This window comes from Janthinobacterium sp., assembly GCF_031995485.1.
GTDB lineage: Bacteria > Pseudomonadota > Gammaproteobacteria > Burkholderiales > Burkholderiaceae_D > Janthinobacterium.
The window spans coordinates 48,972-62,106 of the sequence record NZ_DAMAGB010000044.1; the positions used below are offsets into that span (position 1 = coordinate 48,972).

Below are 13,135 nucleotides of genomic sequence, written 5' to 3' on the forward strand. Positions count from 1 at the left end.
TCGGTCGAGGCGAGAATGTACCACACTGCGGCGCCGGCCGCAGCGGGTACCCCATCCGAATGCGGCCGCCGCTGCGCGTTCAGCCCTGGTCGTCCGGTTTGCCCTTGCCGCTGCCTTGCCGGCCAGGCTTGTCCTGGTCGGCCATGCCGCTACGCGACGCGGTACCGCGGCTTTCATTGTCGCGATGGGCCGACTGGCGGCTTTCACCGCCCTTGCGGCCGATTTCGGCCATGTGCTCGCGGTTACGGCTGACGGCTTCACCGCCTTTCTGTCCGGCGCGGCGCGCTTCTTCCGAGTCGAACTCGTGCGCCGTGCCTTTCTGGTGCGCCGCCTGGCCACCCTTGCTGGCAATTTCGCGCTGCTGCGCCTCGCTCATGGCGGCAAAGCCCCGCTTGCTGCTGCCCTTCTGGGTGCCTTGTGCCTCGGCCTTCTGGCTGCTGCCCGTGCTTTTGCCCTGCTCGCTGCCTTGCTGATTGCTTTGATTCGTAGCCATATCGCTCTCCTTGCGCTCTGTGCGTGGATTTTGTGTGCATTGTGCCGACGGGGGGGCGTGGGGCCGCTCAGTGCGCCTGCCCCGGCTGTCCGCCCTGGTCGCGCTGGCGGCCGGCGCCATCGCTGTGGGTGCTGACCTGCATTTTTTGAATCAGTTCACGCTGGCGTTGCGTGGCCTTTTCGGTTTCTTCGGCCGTTTTGCGCACCAGTTCATCGGCGTAGGCAACGGCCGTGCGGCTCGCCACCGGCACATGTGTTTCGGCCGTACGATTGATCTCGACATAGCCGTGGGTCAGCAGGTTGGACAGCTGCTGCTGGTAGCGGAGCAATTTGTCGGTGCCCGGCTGCACATGGCTGGCTGCCGTGATCATGGCGTCGCCGGCGTCGCGCGCCGTCAGGATGTGCTGGTTGGCAGTGGTCATTTCCTGCAGCAGGTCTTGCAACAGGCGCAGGTTCAGTTCGTTGACGCGCTGCGCCGTCTCGAACAGCTTGCGCGACAGTTCCGTGGCAAAGTTGCACTGGGCTTCCAGGTGGGATTGCAAGGCGGGGCTGATACTGTTTGTGAACATGTTCTACCTCAATAAGAATCTGTCTATCTGTCCAGGAAACATCCGGGATCCCGGATGCACGTTTCAAAACAAGCAAAGGGATAGACGCCGCGGACGGCGCCAGGTTCCACGCCTGTGGCGGTTTTGTCGATGTCCGGGCATGTTTTGTCTCAAAAAAAAGCGTGGTTTGCGCCAGATCAAACGTGCGTCGGATCGCTGCGCGATCGGAGCGGTCAACACAAAGGCGGGAAAATGCAGGGAAGAGAGCCGAGCCGTGCGACAATACCGGCCTCGCGGCAGCGCGGCCGGTAGCCGGCGCGCATGCCTGAACCCGGTATGATCCTTCTAATTTATCTGCATTTTTCGCGACCATGACGCATCCCGAATACATCCTGACCCTGTCCTGCCTGGACCAGCGCGGCATCGTCCATCGCGTGTCCGGCTTCCTGGCCGAACACGGCTGCAACATCATTGATTCCGCCCAGTTCGGTGACCAGGAGTCGCAACTGTTCTTCATGCGCGTGCATTTCGCGCTGGAAGACGCGGCCGTCAGCGATGCCGCGCTGCGCGCCGATTTCGCGGCCCTGTCGGACTCCATGCAGCTCAATGCTCAGCTGCACGACGCCCATTACAAGCCGCGCGTGATGCTGATGGTGTCGAAAATCGGCCATTGCCTGAACGACTTGCTGTTCCGCTACAAGAGCGGCCTGCTGGACGTGGAAATCCCCGCCATCGTGTCGAACCACATGGAGTTCTACCAGCTGGCGGCCAGCTATAACATTCCGTTCCACCACCTGCCGCTGGTGGCTGGCGCGCCCGAATCGGCCAAGCTGGCGCAGGAAGCGAAGATCATCGAACTGCTCAACACGCACAAGATCGACCTGGTGGTGCTGGCGCGCTACATGCAGATCCTGTCGCCCGGCCTGTGCCAGGCGCTCGACGGACGCGCCATCAATATCCACCATTCCTTCCTGCCCAGCTTCAAGGGCGCCAAGCCGTATGCGCAGGCCCATCACCGCGGCGTCAAGCTGATCGGCGCGACCGCCCATTTCGTCACCGGCGACCTGGACGAAGGCCCGATCATCGAGCAGGATGTGGAGCGGGTCGACCATGCGATGGATGCCGAAACGCTGACCGCGATCGGCCGCGACGTCGAATGCGTGGTGCTGGCGCGCGCCGTGAAATGGTTCGTCGAACACCGCATCCTGAAAAATGGCAACAAGACGGTCGTCTTCCGCTGATACGTCCCACCACCCAACCACTCCTGACCCAGACACCATGGCACTCAAAGCAACAATCTTCAAAGCCGATCTGCAGATCGCCGACATGGACCGCAATTATTACCAGGGCCACGCGCTGACCCTGGCCCGCCACCCGTCGGAAACCGACGAACGCATGATGGTGCGCCTGCTGGCGTTCGCCATCCATGCCGACGAGGCGCTGACATTTACCAAGGGCCTGTTCGACACGGAAGAGCCGGACCTGTGGCAGAAAGACCTGACGGGCGCGATCCAGCTGTGGATCGAAGTGGGCCAGCCTGATGAAAAACGCATCCTGAAGGCGTGCGGCCGTTCGGAACAGGTGATCGTCTACAGCTACGGTTCGACCAGCCACATCTGGTGGAAACAGATCGCCAACAAGCTGGAACGAGCAAAAAACCTGACCGTGATCAACCTGCCGTCGGAAGCGGCGCAGGACATGAGCAAGCTGGCGCAGCGCAACATGCAGTTGCAATGCACGATCCAGGATGGCCAGATCTGGCTGACCGACAGCGTCAACACGGTGCAGATCGACCGTGAACCGGTCAAGTCCGTGCGCTGATTTTGTCGTCGCAGCATGAAAAAAGCCCGGCGCGATCCGGGCTTTTCTATTATTGTGGGCTGGTGCCCAGCCGCTTGATGCTGCTGGAGCGCTGCATGCTCCGGCTGATCTGCGGGTCGCCGTAATAACTGACTTCGCCCGAACCGCCGATGCTGATGGCCAGGTTGTCTTTTGCCCACACTTCGGCCTCGCCGGAGCCGCCGATGCTCACCTGCACATTGCTGGCGGCCAGGCGGCCGGCCGCGATGTTGCCCGAGCCGCCGATCGACGCGCTCAGCTGCTCCGTCTTGCCGCCGGCCTTGAAGTTGCCGCTGCCGCCGATCGCCACCGACACGCTGCGCGCATCGAGCTTGCCCGCATTGATCGAGCCCGAACCGCCCACGTCGAAACGCAGCTTCTCGCCACGCAAACCGTCGGCATTGATGGTGCCCGAGCCGCCCACGCTGACGCGCTCGACCTGGCGCGCATGCACCACGATGGTCAAGGCCGTCTGGCGGAAATTGCTGTTGCGCTTGGTCGAACGGATGCGCAGCGTGCCATTTTCCACCACCGTTTCGATCAGCGGCAAAATGTTGTCGTCCGTTTCGATGGTGATGCCTTCCGTATTGCCGATGCGCAGTTCCACGTTGCCCGGCACATTCAGCGCCACGCCGTTGAAATTGCCGACCTCGCGCGCCTGCTTTTGCAGCTTGCCGCTGCCCTTGATGCTGCTGCCCGAGATCCAGTCCAGCGGCGAGGCGGCGGCAGGCGCCAGCGGCGTGGACAACGCCAGCACGCTGGCGGCCAGCAGCAGGGCGGTAGCGGTGCGGCGGGCCTGGAAAGTGGTGGATATCATGCTTGCTCCCTGTTCAATGGTATGCCTGCATGGTAGGCCGCCGGCCGGCCCCCGGGTAGCGCGGTGCGACAGACTGCGCTGCCGCGGGCACAGAATGCAGGCTGTGGCGACAGGAACGCATGAGGTATCATGCCGGTATTGAAATGGAACGACCACTGGAATGACATGCTGATTATCACCATCAAACAAGGCAAGGAAAAAAGCTTGCTGGGCCAATCCTGGATTTATGCCTCCGCGATCGACAAGGTCGAGGGCAAGCCACAGGAAAAAATGAAACCCGGCTCGACCGCCATCGTGCAAAGCTCGTCCCGGCAATTCATTGCCCGTGCCGCCTACAACTCGAAGTCGCAGATCCGCGCGCGCATCTGGAGCTTCCGGGAAGACGAGCCGGTCGACCACGCGCTGATCAAGCGCCGCGTCAAGGCGGCCATCGAAAAGCGCCTGCCAGCCATCAATAAGGCCGGTGAAAACCAGCTGCTGACCCTGATCAAGGGCGAAGACGAGGGCTTGCCCGGCCTGGTGGTGCAGCTGTTTGGCGGCGCGCACGGTTATCTGATCTGCGAATTCAATGCCGGCGGCGTCGATGCCTGGAAAGTGGCAATCGTGCAGTCGCTGATGGCCTCGACCGGCTGCCCGAACGTGTATGAGCGCTGCGACGAACTGCTGCGCAAGGGCGAAGGCCTGCCGCTGATCGACGGCGCGCTGGCCGGCGAAGAGCCGCCCGACGAAGTCATGCTGACCGATAATGGCGTGCGCTATGCGCTCGATCTGAAGACCGGGCACAAGAGCAAGTTTCGTTAACTTGTCGGTACGGGCGTAGGTCGGATTAGCGCGCAAGCGCGTAATCCGACAACATTGATAACGCTTGCCGTGGTGATGTCGGATTACGGCGCTTTGCGCCTAATCCGACCTACCCGAAACGCACGTCCGGGTCGCAAACGTAGGTCGGATTAGTTCCGCAGGACCGTAATTCGACGCCATTGTTGGCTGACCTACTCCAGCGGCACGCTGCGGTATTTGTTTACCTCCAGCGCCGACACCGCCGGCGCATCATTGCCCCAGCTGGCCCGCAAATGGCTGACCACGGCCGCCACCTCGCTGTCGTCCAGCACCGGGCCGAACGGCGGCATGCCGTACGGGCGCGGGTTGCCGGCCGTGCCCGGTGCAAAACCGCCATTGAGCACGATGCGGATCGCATTGACCGGCGACACGGTCAGCAGCGCCCGGTTGCCGGCCAGCGGCGGGTAGCCGGGCGGCACGCCCTTGCCGTCGGCCTGGTGGCAGCTGGCGCAATGCGTTTCATACAGCCTGGCTCCCTGCGCCAGCTGCCGGGTTGCCGTTTCCGAGGTGTCGCGCGGCGCCGGCCTGGCTGGCGGCGCCGTGTCAGGCAGGCTTTTCAGGTACACCGCCATCGCCTGTACGTCCGCGCGCTCCAGGTGCTGCAGGCTTTGCCGCACCACCTCGGCCATCGGCCCGAACACGGTGGCGCGCGGCGAGACGCCGGTGTGCAGCAGCTCGACGATCTGCGCCGTGTCCCAGTCGCCCAGGCCCGCTTCCGCGTTCGAGGTCAGCGACGGCGCGTACCAGCCCAGCACGGGAATCAGCCCGCCTGACAGGCCCTCTTCGCTGCCGCCCAGCGTGGTGCGGCTGCTGTGGCAGGCGCTGCAATGTCCCAGTCCCTGCACCAGGTAGGCGCCGCGGTTCCATTCGATGCTTTGCGCGCGGTCGTTCTGGTAGACGGCCGGCCTGAAATACAGCGCGCGCCAGGCGGCCAGCGCCACTTGCTGGTTGTACGGAAAGCGCAGCGCATGCGGCGCATTGGCCTGCCGGCGCGGCGGCAGGCTCTGGAAGTAGGCATGCAGGGCGTCGCTGTCCTCGCGCCTGACCTTCGTGTAATTGGTGTATGGAAACGCCGGATACAGCAGGCGGCCATCTTTTGATTTGCCGTTGTGCAGCGCGCGCCAGAAATCCGCTGCCGTCCAGCTGCCGATGCCGGTGTCGCGGTCCGGCGTGATATTGGGCGAGACGATCGTGCCGAATGGCGTCTGCAGCGCCCGTCCGCCAGCATACTGCACCCCGCCGCGCGTGGTATGGCAGGCCATGCAGTCGCCCGCTTTGGCCAGATAGGCGCCGCGCGCGATCAGCTGTTCGCTGCCCAGGCTGCTGGCAGCGGCCGGCGGCCCCAGGTCATCGGCCGGCCACAGCAGCACCTTCGCGCCCGCGCCGGCAAGCACGACCAGCACGCCGGTGGCGATCAGCCATTTTTTCATGGTGCCACCTGCGCCGTGGAGCCGGGCACGCTGCCGCAGTGCAGCGGCAACGGCAACGGCAAGGCAATGCCGGCGGCGGGCCGGGCGCCGGCATCGGCCACCTGGGTGCCCAGCCAGGACGAGATGGCGCCCACGTCGGCGTCCGACAGGCGCTGCGCGATCAGCGCCATGCAGTCGGGCGCATGCGCGCGGCGCACGCCATTTTTCCAGGCGCCGAACTGGGCGTTGATATAGTCGCGCGGCAAGCCCAGCAGGCCCGGAATGGCCGGCGCCACCCCGGCCAGCTGCTGGCCATGGCAGCCGATACAGGCAGGAATTTTCTGGCTGGCGTCGCCCTGCAGCACCAGTTGCCTGCCGCGCGCCAGCGTGGCCGCGCCGGCAGCGCTGGCCTGGGCCGGCGGCGGGGTCGGGTGCTGCTGCGAAAAATATTCGGCGATCTCGTGCAGGTAGGCGTCGGGCAAATGCTCGACCATGTAGGTCATCATCGGATACTGGCGCCGGCCGTCGCGGAAGTTGAGCAACTGGTTGTACAGATAGCCGGCCGGCTTGCCGGCAATGCGCGGGAAAAATGCGTCATGCCGTTCTTTTGGCGCATGGCAGGCCGTGCAGGCCTTGATGCGCTGCTCCAGCGTATCGGGCACGGCAGCGGCCGTCGCCAGTGCGCTGGCCGTGCCGACCAGCAGGATGATAAGCCTGGAAAATTGTTGCCGCATGCGTGCCGCCTGTCTGTGCTGATTTGCTTGCCTGACATACACTGTGCGTCGGAATTGCGACTGTGTCAATTGTGCAGAAAAAATATCATGCACGTCGCGATAGCCTGAACTATCTGCCAGCGCAATGCTCCAAGAAAAGCAGATAAAAAAATAATGACAAAAAGGGATGTAAAAACGGATTTGTCCCATTCCAAAAAGCAATATTACTGCTATATTGATGTATCTACAACTCGATGGGATCAAGCATGGAAAGCTCGCAAAGTGATGTAATTCACAAGCAGGATACAACCCTGGGCGTTTTGTCCCATATCGGCGGCCTGTTCACCAGCTGGGTGGCGCCGTTGATCATTTATCTGATCAAGAAAGATGAGGCGGATAAATTTTCGGCAGAAAACGCACGCGAGGCGCTGAACTTCCAGATCACCCTGATCCTCTGGTATATCGTGTGCTTCGTGCTGTCGTTCGTGCTGATTGGCCTGTTCATGTTCTGGCTGGTGGCGCTCGGCAACCTGATCCTGTCGATCATCGCTGCGGTCAAGGCCAGCAGTGGCGTCGTCTACCGCTATCCGTTGACCTGGCGTATCGTCAAGTAAGAATCGCCGCAGCAGCCTGGCGCGCTCCGGCTTTGCCGGCCATGGCCGTTCAGCCCGGACGGCCGGGCAGCGCCAGGAACGCGGTGAAATCCGCCGCCACGGCGGTGGTGTCGCCCGTCTCGTGCGACCACAGCACGATGGCCGGTTCCCCCACGACTTCCCCCGCCGCGCCGCTTTGCGCATAGTCAAAGCAATAGTAATCGCCGGTACCGAATTGCGCGAACGGCAGCAAGCTGCCGCCATCGCTGCCCGTATGCTCCAGCCACTCCTGCCAGTCTGCGCGATAGTGGCGGTCGATCGATTCCCAGGTCTTGCGCGCATTGGCCGCATCGTAGACGGGAAACACGCTCAAGGCGCCCAGCGACCGGCCATTATTGACCAGCAACCATTGCACATATGATGCGGGAAGCCGGCGTCCCAGCGCCTGTTCGGCGGCGGCGATCGCTGCGGGATGGGTGCCGGTGGAAGTGTTTTTATGCATGGAGAAGAGAAAGTCGTGCCGGCCGGGCGCGCAGCCGCGCTGGCTCAGGCTGGTGCAGGCGGGGTGCTGGCGGCGCGGGGCGCTTTTTGTGGCGCCACCTTGCCGCCCTCAAGCAGCCAGCGGCGGTACACGCGCAGCGCCACCTGCGCATCGTCGGCCGCATACAGGATCTGCTTGTCGGACAGGCGCGACGAGGCCCAGTTGGTGGTCGAGATCTTTTTCGATTTTTGCAGATGCAGGCCAAAGAACTTGGCCACCGCTGTCTTGGCGCCCAGGTCGTTGCGCTGGCCGCCACGCAGGGCAACCGACAGATCGAGCACGCCGGCCGGGGCGATGCCGAGCTTGTTGCGCAGGCGCTTGACGTCGTCGGACAGGCCAAAGCCCACCTTCAGCGTGGTGGCCGATTCGAGGATGGCTTTCAGCTCGGCCAGTGCCGGCGTGGCCGTGCTGCCGACCTGGAACAGGTAGGCGGTGTCATCGGTTGCCAGCTGGATCAGGTGCGGGCCGGTGGACGACTCGCCCTTGACGAAGGTCGGCTTCGATTCGGTATCGAAGCCGATCGCGTCGGCGGCGAGCAGGGCGGCCATGGCAGCCCTGGCCTCGTCAGCGGTGCGCACCAGCCGCACGTCCTCGATGCGGATGCCCTGGTAGGGCGGCAACGGTGGCGGCGGCAGTTCGGACGGCGGGGAAGCGGTGTCCATGAAACCGGATCAGCCTTTGCGCGAGAATTTCGCGGTCAGCTGATTCAGTTTTTCCGCGCGCAGGCGATTGGCTTCCTCGGCCGCGGCCGCTTCGCGCTCGGCTTTCTTGCGGTCGGCTTCTTTCTTGAAGCGCTGCTGCAATACCTGCGTGGCGTGTTCGCGGTGGGTGGCCGTCACTTCCGCGCCGGCGGTGCCGTCGAGGTCGTAGCGCACTTTGGCTTTTTCCATCACGCGCAGGTAGCGCAAGGAACCCGTATGGATGCCCAGCGCCGTGCGCATCAGCTTGCGGTCCAGGTCCGGCAGGCGGGCCAGGATCTGCTTGTCGATACCGATCGACAGGGGCAGGCAGTCGCGGAATGGCGGGAATTGCTCCTGGAACTGCTTGAGCAGCGCGCGCGCCGTCAGGCCGGCCGGCGCCGGTGCGGCAGTCGCTGCAGGGGCCGCTGGTGCGGCCACTGGCGCTGATACTGCGGCCTCTGGCGCAACTGCTGCGGCGTCCGCTTGCGTGTCAGGAGTGGTGGCTTGCTGGTCTGGCGTGGAGCTGGTCATCGACATCATTGGTTAGGCTATAAAAGGGGAGCATAGCACGCGCCACAGGCGAACGCATTGTCTTTTTTGGCAACTTGAACGGCATTTGACATGCATTGAAGTAATAGAGGCAGGCGCAAAAACCGTGAAATGTGTATAATGTCGGCTTGCGCTGATTACTGCACCGGGTTTTTCACGGGGCAGAGCAGATGTGCAGGGGATCGGAGCGGTGCGTTGAAGGCCTTGATATTGCGATGTTTGACAGCAGATAGTGTGCTTGTCTCATACAAATTGTCGGCAACCATGCATCATCTTGCTCTCCGCTGTGTCTTGATTGAACAACACGCTGAACAACAACAGATTCAAGCCCGTTCTGGTACGGGCTTTTTTTCATTCCGCAATGTACATCGCTTATTTATCTGATACGGCTTCGGCCTCGCCGTCCGGCCCGACGCCCCGCCGGATGCGCGGGCTATGAACGCTCCGATAGACAGGCGCCGCTGCCGCTAGACGGCAGCCGCAACAATACGCTCCATCGAGTCCGGTTTCGCAGGCTTAGGTGGAATCATTCACTTCGCGCCGACACCATCTGGTCTCGCATTAAGAGATATCTCATGAAGAATACGCCAAAAACATTAACGTTGTCCGTCAAGGCGCCACGCCCGGCGTCCGCGCAATTAGCCGTTCCGAAAACGACTCTATCGTACTTTATCGATAATGCGCAAGCGAATCCGGAAGCGACCGTTGTCACGCCGACCGTCGTCACCGTCGTCAAGAAGAGCCGTTCGCGCCTGGCCGCGGTGCCGCCGCTCGATGGCGCAGTGGAAGCGCCGGCTGCGGTTGCCGCCGAATCGGCCGCCGAGCCTGTCGCTGACGCCGTCGCGGCCGACACCGCAGCCGTGAAAGTGCCGAGCGTGAAGATCGCACCAAACGTGAAAGTGGCTGCCGCGCCACGCAAGGTCAGCGAAAGCGCCGCCACCAATAAAGTGGTGACGGCCGCCCGCTCGAAAGTCGTGCGCGCCAAGGTCGAACCGGCGCCCGTGACCATCATCACCGGTGCGCAGGCGGTCAGCAAGACCACCGATGCCGATGCCCTGGCCGCGATCGATACCTCGAACTATTTCCTGCCGACCGTCAAGGTGCCGGGCCGCCGTGGCCGCAAGCCGAGCGAATTCACGCCGGAAAACGACGAAGTGGCGGCACTGAACGCGGTCGAACGGGCCGAACTGAAAGCCGTATCGAAAGCGCGCGACCGCAAGGCCAAGGGCGGCGTGGCCGACGCGCTGGGCGATCCGGAAGCGTCCGCTGCCGACCTGGAACGCCGCCGCAAACAGATCACTGGCCTGATCAACATGGGCAAGGAACGCGGTTTCCTGACCTATGCCGAGATCAATGACCAACTGCCGGAAAACATTATCGATCCGGAAGCGATCGAAGGCATCATCGCTACCTTCAACGACATGGGCATCGCCGTCTACGAACGCGCCCCTGACGCGGAAAGCCTGTTGTTGACTGACAACGTCGCCACCGTCACCAGCGACGACGAAGTGGAAGCGGCTGCCGCCACCGCGCTGTCGACGGTCGACTCGGACTTTGGCCGTACCACCGACCCGGTGCGCATGTACATGCGTGAAATGGGCGCCGTGGCGCTGCTGACGCGCGAAGGCGAGATCGAGATCGCCAAGCGCATCGAAGGCGGCCTGAAGGACATGATCCAGGCGATTTCCGCCTGCCCGACCACCATTGGCGAAATCGTCGCGCTGTCGCAGAAAATCGCGCGCGACGAAATCAAGGTCGATGAAGTGGTCGACGGCTTTGTCGACCTGAACGAAAGCAATGCGCCGGCGCCAGCCGCCGTGGTCGTGCCGGCCGCCGCCAATGGCGACGACGAGGAAGAGGAAGAAGAAGCGGAAGAGGAAGACGGCGACGCCAATGGCGGCGCGGCCGGCTTCTCGAGCGAACAGCTGGCGCAACTGAAAAAGAACGCGCTGGAAAAATTCAACGTCATCTCGACCCAGTACGAAAAGATGCGCAAGGCGCCGGAAGGCTACAACTCGAAAGCCTACGTCAAGGCGCAGGAAGCGATCTCGCAGGAACTGCTGGGCATCCGCTTTACCGCCAAGGTGGTCGAGAAGCTGTGCGACACGCTGCGCGGCCAGATGGAAGAAGTGCGCCATATCGAGCGCGCCGTGCTGGAACTGTGCGTGAACAAATGCGGCATGCCGCGCGCCCACTTCATCAAGGTGTTCCCGGGCAATGAGACGGACCTGGAATGGGTCGACCGCGAAGTCGACTGCAAGTATCCGTACAGCGCGATTTTGAGCCGTAACGTGCCGGCCGTGAAAGAGCTGCAGAAGAAAATGATCGACCTGCAGGCACGCGTGGCCCTGCCGCTGGCCGACCTGCGCAAGATCAACAAGCAGATGGCCGCCGGTGAAAAACGCGCGCGTCACGCGAAACGCGAAATGACGGTCGCCAACTTGCGCCTGGTGATTTCGATCGCCAAGAAATACATCAACCGCGGCCTGCAGTTCCTCGACCTGATCCAGGAAGGCAATATCGGTCTGTTGAAAGCGGTCGACAAGTTCGAATATCGCCGCGGCTACAAGTTCTCGACCTATGCGACCTGGTGGATCCGCCAGGCCATCACGCGTTCGATCGCCGACATGGCGCGCACCATCCGCGTGCCGGTGCACATGATCGAGACGATCAACAAGATGAACCGCATCTCGCGCCAGATCATGCAGGAAACCGGCAGCGAGCCGGACCTGGCGACGCTGGCCGTCAAGATGGAAATGCCGGAAAACAAGGTGCGCGAAATCATGAAGATCGCCAAGGAGCCGATTTCCATGGAAACGCCGATGGGCGAAGATGGCGATTCGCAACTGGGCGACTTTATCGAAGACAATACGACGCTGGCGCCGCTGGACGCCGCGCTGCACGCCTCGATGCGCAACGTGATCAAGGAAGTGCTGGACTCGCTGACCCCGCGCGAAGCGAAAGTGCTGCGCATGCGCTATGGCGTGGAAATGTCGAACGACCACACGCTGGAAGAAGTGGGCAAGCAGTTCGACGTGACGCGCGAGCGGATTCGCCAGATCGAAGCGAAAGCCATGAGCAAGCTGCGCCAGCCTTCGCGTTCGGACAAGCTGAAAACCTTCCTGACGCAAAATTAGGCAGTACCCCGAAAAAGAGGCGCAAGCCTCTTTTTTTCGCCTGTGCCTCAGCTTGGGCTGGACGCCACCAGCGGCAGACGGATTTCGAGCGCCGTGCCCTGGCCGGGCCGGCTGTCGATGTGCAGCGTGCCGCCCAGCGCATGCACGCGTTCGCGGATGCTTTTCAGGCCAAAGGCGGCGCGCTTGCCGTCGTCGCCGGGCTGCATGCCGATGCCGTTGTCGCTGATGCGCACCGCCACCTGCTGCGCACATTGCGCCAGCACCACTTCGACCGTGCTGGCGCGCGCATGGCGCAGGCTGTTCGACAGCGACTCCTGGATCACGCGGAAGATGGCCGCCGTCTGGCGCCGGTCCAGGCCCTCGCCGGCATCGGGATCGTCGAGCCGCAGCTGGTAGCGGCCATGGCCGCGGCTGTTCATCTGGCGTATCAGCCATTCGACGGCGGGCACCAGGCCCAGCTCCAGCGTGCTGGGATACAGGTCGTTGATAATCGCGCGCACCGAGCCGATGGTGGCGTCGATGGTGTGCAGCGCGCGTCCCGCATGGCCGTGCAGGCGCGGGTGCCTGTCGCGCGTGCGCGCGTGCAGCAGGCTGGCGTCGATTTTCAGCGCCATCAGGTTCTGTCCCAGGTCGTCGTGGATATCGAGCGCGATGCGGCGCCGCTCGGTTTCCTTGATACTTTCCTGGTGCTCCGACAATTCGCGCAACTGGCGCAGTGAATGGCGTAACGCTTCTTCATTGCGCTGGCGCTCGGTGATGTCGATGCCCATGCCGATGATCATTTGTGGCTGTCCATGCGCGTCGAACAGCGGCTTCTTGTGCGTCTGCACGCGCCGGTATTGCTGCAGATGGGCGTTCCACAGCACGTTTTCGCGCACGATCACGCGGCGCTGCGCAAACGCCTGGCGGTCGTCTTCCCGAAAGCCCTGCAACTGTTCAGGCGTGTAATGGCGTTCTTCGGTGCGGGCATTGAGTTC

14 protein-coding genes are annotated in these 13,135 nt (G+C 62.9%); 5 read left to right on the forward strand and 9 right to left on the reverse strand.

Annotated elements, in window-relative coordinates; all coding sequences use genetic code 11:
* Positions 1 to 79: 79 nt before the first annotated feature.
* Together RTQ46_RS21135 and phaP are read right to left on the reverse strand one after the other, a co-directional pair.
* A complete protein-coding gene (locus RTQ46_RS21135) occupies positions 80 to 493 on the reverse strand; it encodes a KGG domain-containing protein (RefSeq protein WP_312439554.1) in 414 nt (137 codons plus the stop codon).
* Positions 494 to 560: 67 nt separating this feature from the next.
* Positions 561 to 1,061 carry a TIGR01841 family phasin gene (phaP, locus tag RTQ46_RS21140; RefSeq protein ID WP_312439555.1) on the reverse strand — a complete coding sequence of 167 codons (501 nt, stop codon included), beginning with the start codon at positions 1,059 to 1,061 and terminating at the stop codon, positions 561 to 563.
* Between the two features lie 350 nt (positions 1,062 to 1,411).
* On the opposite strand from phaP, the gene purU reads away from it, so the two are divergent.
* Together purU and RTQ46_RS21150 are read left to right on the forward strand one after the other, a co-directional pair.
* On the forward strand, positions 1,412 to 2,281 hold the full coding sequence (gene purU, locus RTQ46_RS21145) for a formyltetrahydrofolate deformylase (RefSeq protein ID WP_312439556.1): 870 nt from the start codon (positions 1,412 to 1,414) through the stop codon (positions 2,279 to 2,281).
* Between the two features lie 37 nt (positions 2,282 to 2,318).
* A complete protein-coding gene (locus tag RTQ46_RS21150; protein WP_312439557.1) occupies positions 2,319 to 2,861 on the forward strand; it encodes a YaeQ family protein in 543 nt (180 codons plus the stop codon).
* A 49-nt stretch (positions 2,862 to 2,910) separates the two neighbouring features.
* Here the strand turns inward: RTQ46_RS21150 and RTQ46_RS21155 are convergent, their stop codons facing one another.
* On the reverse strand, positions 2,911 to 3,696 hold the full coding sequence (locus RTQ46_RS21155; protein WP_312439558.1) for a head GIN domain-containing protein: 786 nt from the start codon (positions 3,694 to 3,696) through the stop codon (positions 2,911 to 2,913).
* Positions 3,697 to 3,861: 165 nt separating this feature from the next.
* Here RTQ46_RS21155 and RTQ46_RS21160 point away from each other — a divergent pair, with 165 nt between their 5' ends.
* Entirely contained in the window at positions 3,862 to 4,497 is a 636-nt protein-coding gene (locus RTQ46_RS21160; RefSeq protein WP_312439571.1) for an SAM-dependent methyltransferase, read from the forward strand.
* Between the two features lie 191 nt (positions 4,498 to 4,688).
* Here the strand turns inward: RTQ46_RS21160 and RTQ46_RS21165 are convergent, their stop codons facing one another.
* Positions 4,689 to 5,966, reverse strand: a complete 1,278-nt coding sequence (locus tag RTQ46_RS21165; RefSeq protein ID WP_312439559.1) for a c-type cytochrome — start codon at positions 5,964 to 5,966, stop codon at positions 4,689 to 4,691.
* Positions 5,963 to 6,679, reverse strand: coding sequence for a cytochrome c4 (locus tag RTQ46_RS21170; protein WP_312439560.1), 717 nt, complete (start codon positions 6,677 to 6,679; stop codon positions 5,963 to 5,965). Before RTQ46_RS21170 ends, RTQ46_RS21165 begins: the two co-directional genes overlap by 4 nt.
* A gap of 245 nt (positions 6,680 to 6,924) precedes the next feature.
* Here RTQ46_RS21170 and RTQ46_RS21175 point away from each other — a divergent pair, with 245 nt between their 5' ends.
* Positions 6,925 to 7,272, forward strand: coding sequence for a DUF4870 domain-containing protein (locus tag RTQ46_RS21175; RefSeq protein WP_312439561.1), 348 nt, complete (start codon positions 6,925 to 6,927; stop codon positions 7,270 to 7,272).
* 49 nt (positions 7,273 to 7,321) lie between these two features.
* On the opposite strand, the gene RTQ46_RS21180 is transcribed toward RTQ46_RS21175, so the two are convergent.
* From RTQ46_RS21180 to RTQ46_RS21190, 3 genes are read right to left on the reverse strand one after another with little or no spacing between them, the layout of a single operon-like run.
* Entirely contained in the window at positions 7,322 to 7,753 is a 432-nt protein-coding gene (locus RTQ46_RS21180; RefSeq protein WP_312439562.1) for an SMI1/KNR4 family protein, read from the reverse strand.
* Positions 7,754 to 7,797: 44 nt separating this feature from the next.
* Positions 7,798 to 8,454 carry a 3'-5' exonuclease gene (locus RTQ46_RS21185; protein WP_312439563.1) on the reverse strand — a complete coding sequence of 219 codons (657 nt, stop codon included), beginning with the start codon at positions 8,452 to 8,454 and terminating at the stop codon, positions 7,798 to 7,800.
* Between the two features lie 9 nt (positions 8,455 to 8,463).
* Entirely contained in the window at positions 8,464 to 9,012 is a 549-nt protein-coding gene (locus RTQ46_RS21190) for a ProQ/FINO family protein (RefSeq protein ID WP_409518359.1), read from the reverse strand.
* A 584-nt stretch (positions 9,013 to 9,596) separates the two neighbouring features.
* Here RTQ46_RS21190 and rpoD point away from each other — a divergent pair.
* Positions 9,597 to 12,158, forward strand: a complete 2,562-nt coding sequence (gene rpoD / locus RTQ46_RS21195; protein WP_312439565.1) for an RNA polymerase sigma factor RpoD — start codon at positions 9,597 to 9,599, stop codon at positions 12,156 to 12,158.
* A gap of 47 nt (positions 12,159 to 12,205) precedes the next feature.
* Here rpoD and RTQ46_RS21200 read toward each other — a convergent pair.
* On the reverse strand, positions 12,206 to 13,135 hold a 930-nt coding region (locus tag RTQ46_RS21200), incomplete at its 5' end, for an ATP-binding protein (RefSeq protein WP_312439566.1).

Excerpts from the sequence above, each read along its gene's own strand:
- RTQ46_RS21165 (WP_312439559.1), bottom strand. The coding sequence starts at position 5,966 with ATGAAAAAATGGCTGATCGCCACCGGCGTGCTGGTCGTGCTTGCCGGC.
- purU (WP_312439556.1), top strand. The coding sequence starts at position 1,412 with ATGACGCATCCCGAATACATCCTGACCCTGTCCTGCCTGGACCAGCGC.
- RTQ46_RS21135 (WP_312439554.1), bottom strand. The coding sequence starts at position 493 with ATGGCTACGAATCAAAGCAATCAGCAAGGCAGCGAGCAGGGCAAAAGC.
- rpoD (WP_312439565.1), top strand. The coding sequence starts at position 9,597 with ATGAAGAATACGCCAAAAACATTAACGTTGTCCGTCAAGGCGCCACGC.
- RTQ46_RS21180 (WP_312439562.1), bottom strand. The coding sequence starts at position 7,753 with ATGCATAAAAACACTTCCACCGGCACCCATCCCGCAGCGATCGCCGCC.
- RTQ46_RS21190 (WP_409518359.1), bottom strand. The coding sequence starts at position 9,012 with ATGATGTCGATGACCAGCTCCACGCCAGACCAGCAAGCCACCACTCCT.
- RTQ46_RS21150 (WP_312439557.1), top strand. The coding sequence starts at position 2,319 with ATGGCACTCAAAGCAACAATCTTCAAAGCCGATCTGCAGATCGCCGAC.
- RTQ46_RS21170 (WP_312439560.1), bottom strand. The coding sequence starts at position 6,679 with ATGCGGCAACAATTTTCCAGGCTTATCATCCTGCTGGTCGGCACGGCC.
- RTQ46_RS21175 (WP_312439561.1), top strand. The coding sequence starts at position 6,925 with ATGGAAAGCTCGCAAAGTGATGTAATTCACAAGCAGGATACAACCCTG.
- RTQ46_RS21155 (WP_312439558.1), bottom strand. The coding sequence starts at position 3,696 with ATGATATCCACCACTTTCCAGGCCCGCCGCACCGCTACCGCCCTGCTG.
- RTQ46_RS21185 (WP_312439563.1), bottom strand. The coding sequence starts at position 8,454 with ATGGACACCGCTTCCCCGCCGTCCGAACTGCCGCCGCCACCGTTGCCG.
- phaP (WP_312439555.1), bottom strand. The coding sequence starts at position 1,061 with ATGTTCACAAACAGTATCAGCCCCGCCTTGCAATCCCACCTGGAAGCC.
- RTQ46_RS21160 (WP_312439571.1), top strand. The coding sequence starts at position 3,862 with ATGCTGATTATCACCATCAAACAAGGCAAGGAAAAAAGCTTGCTGGGC.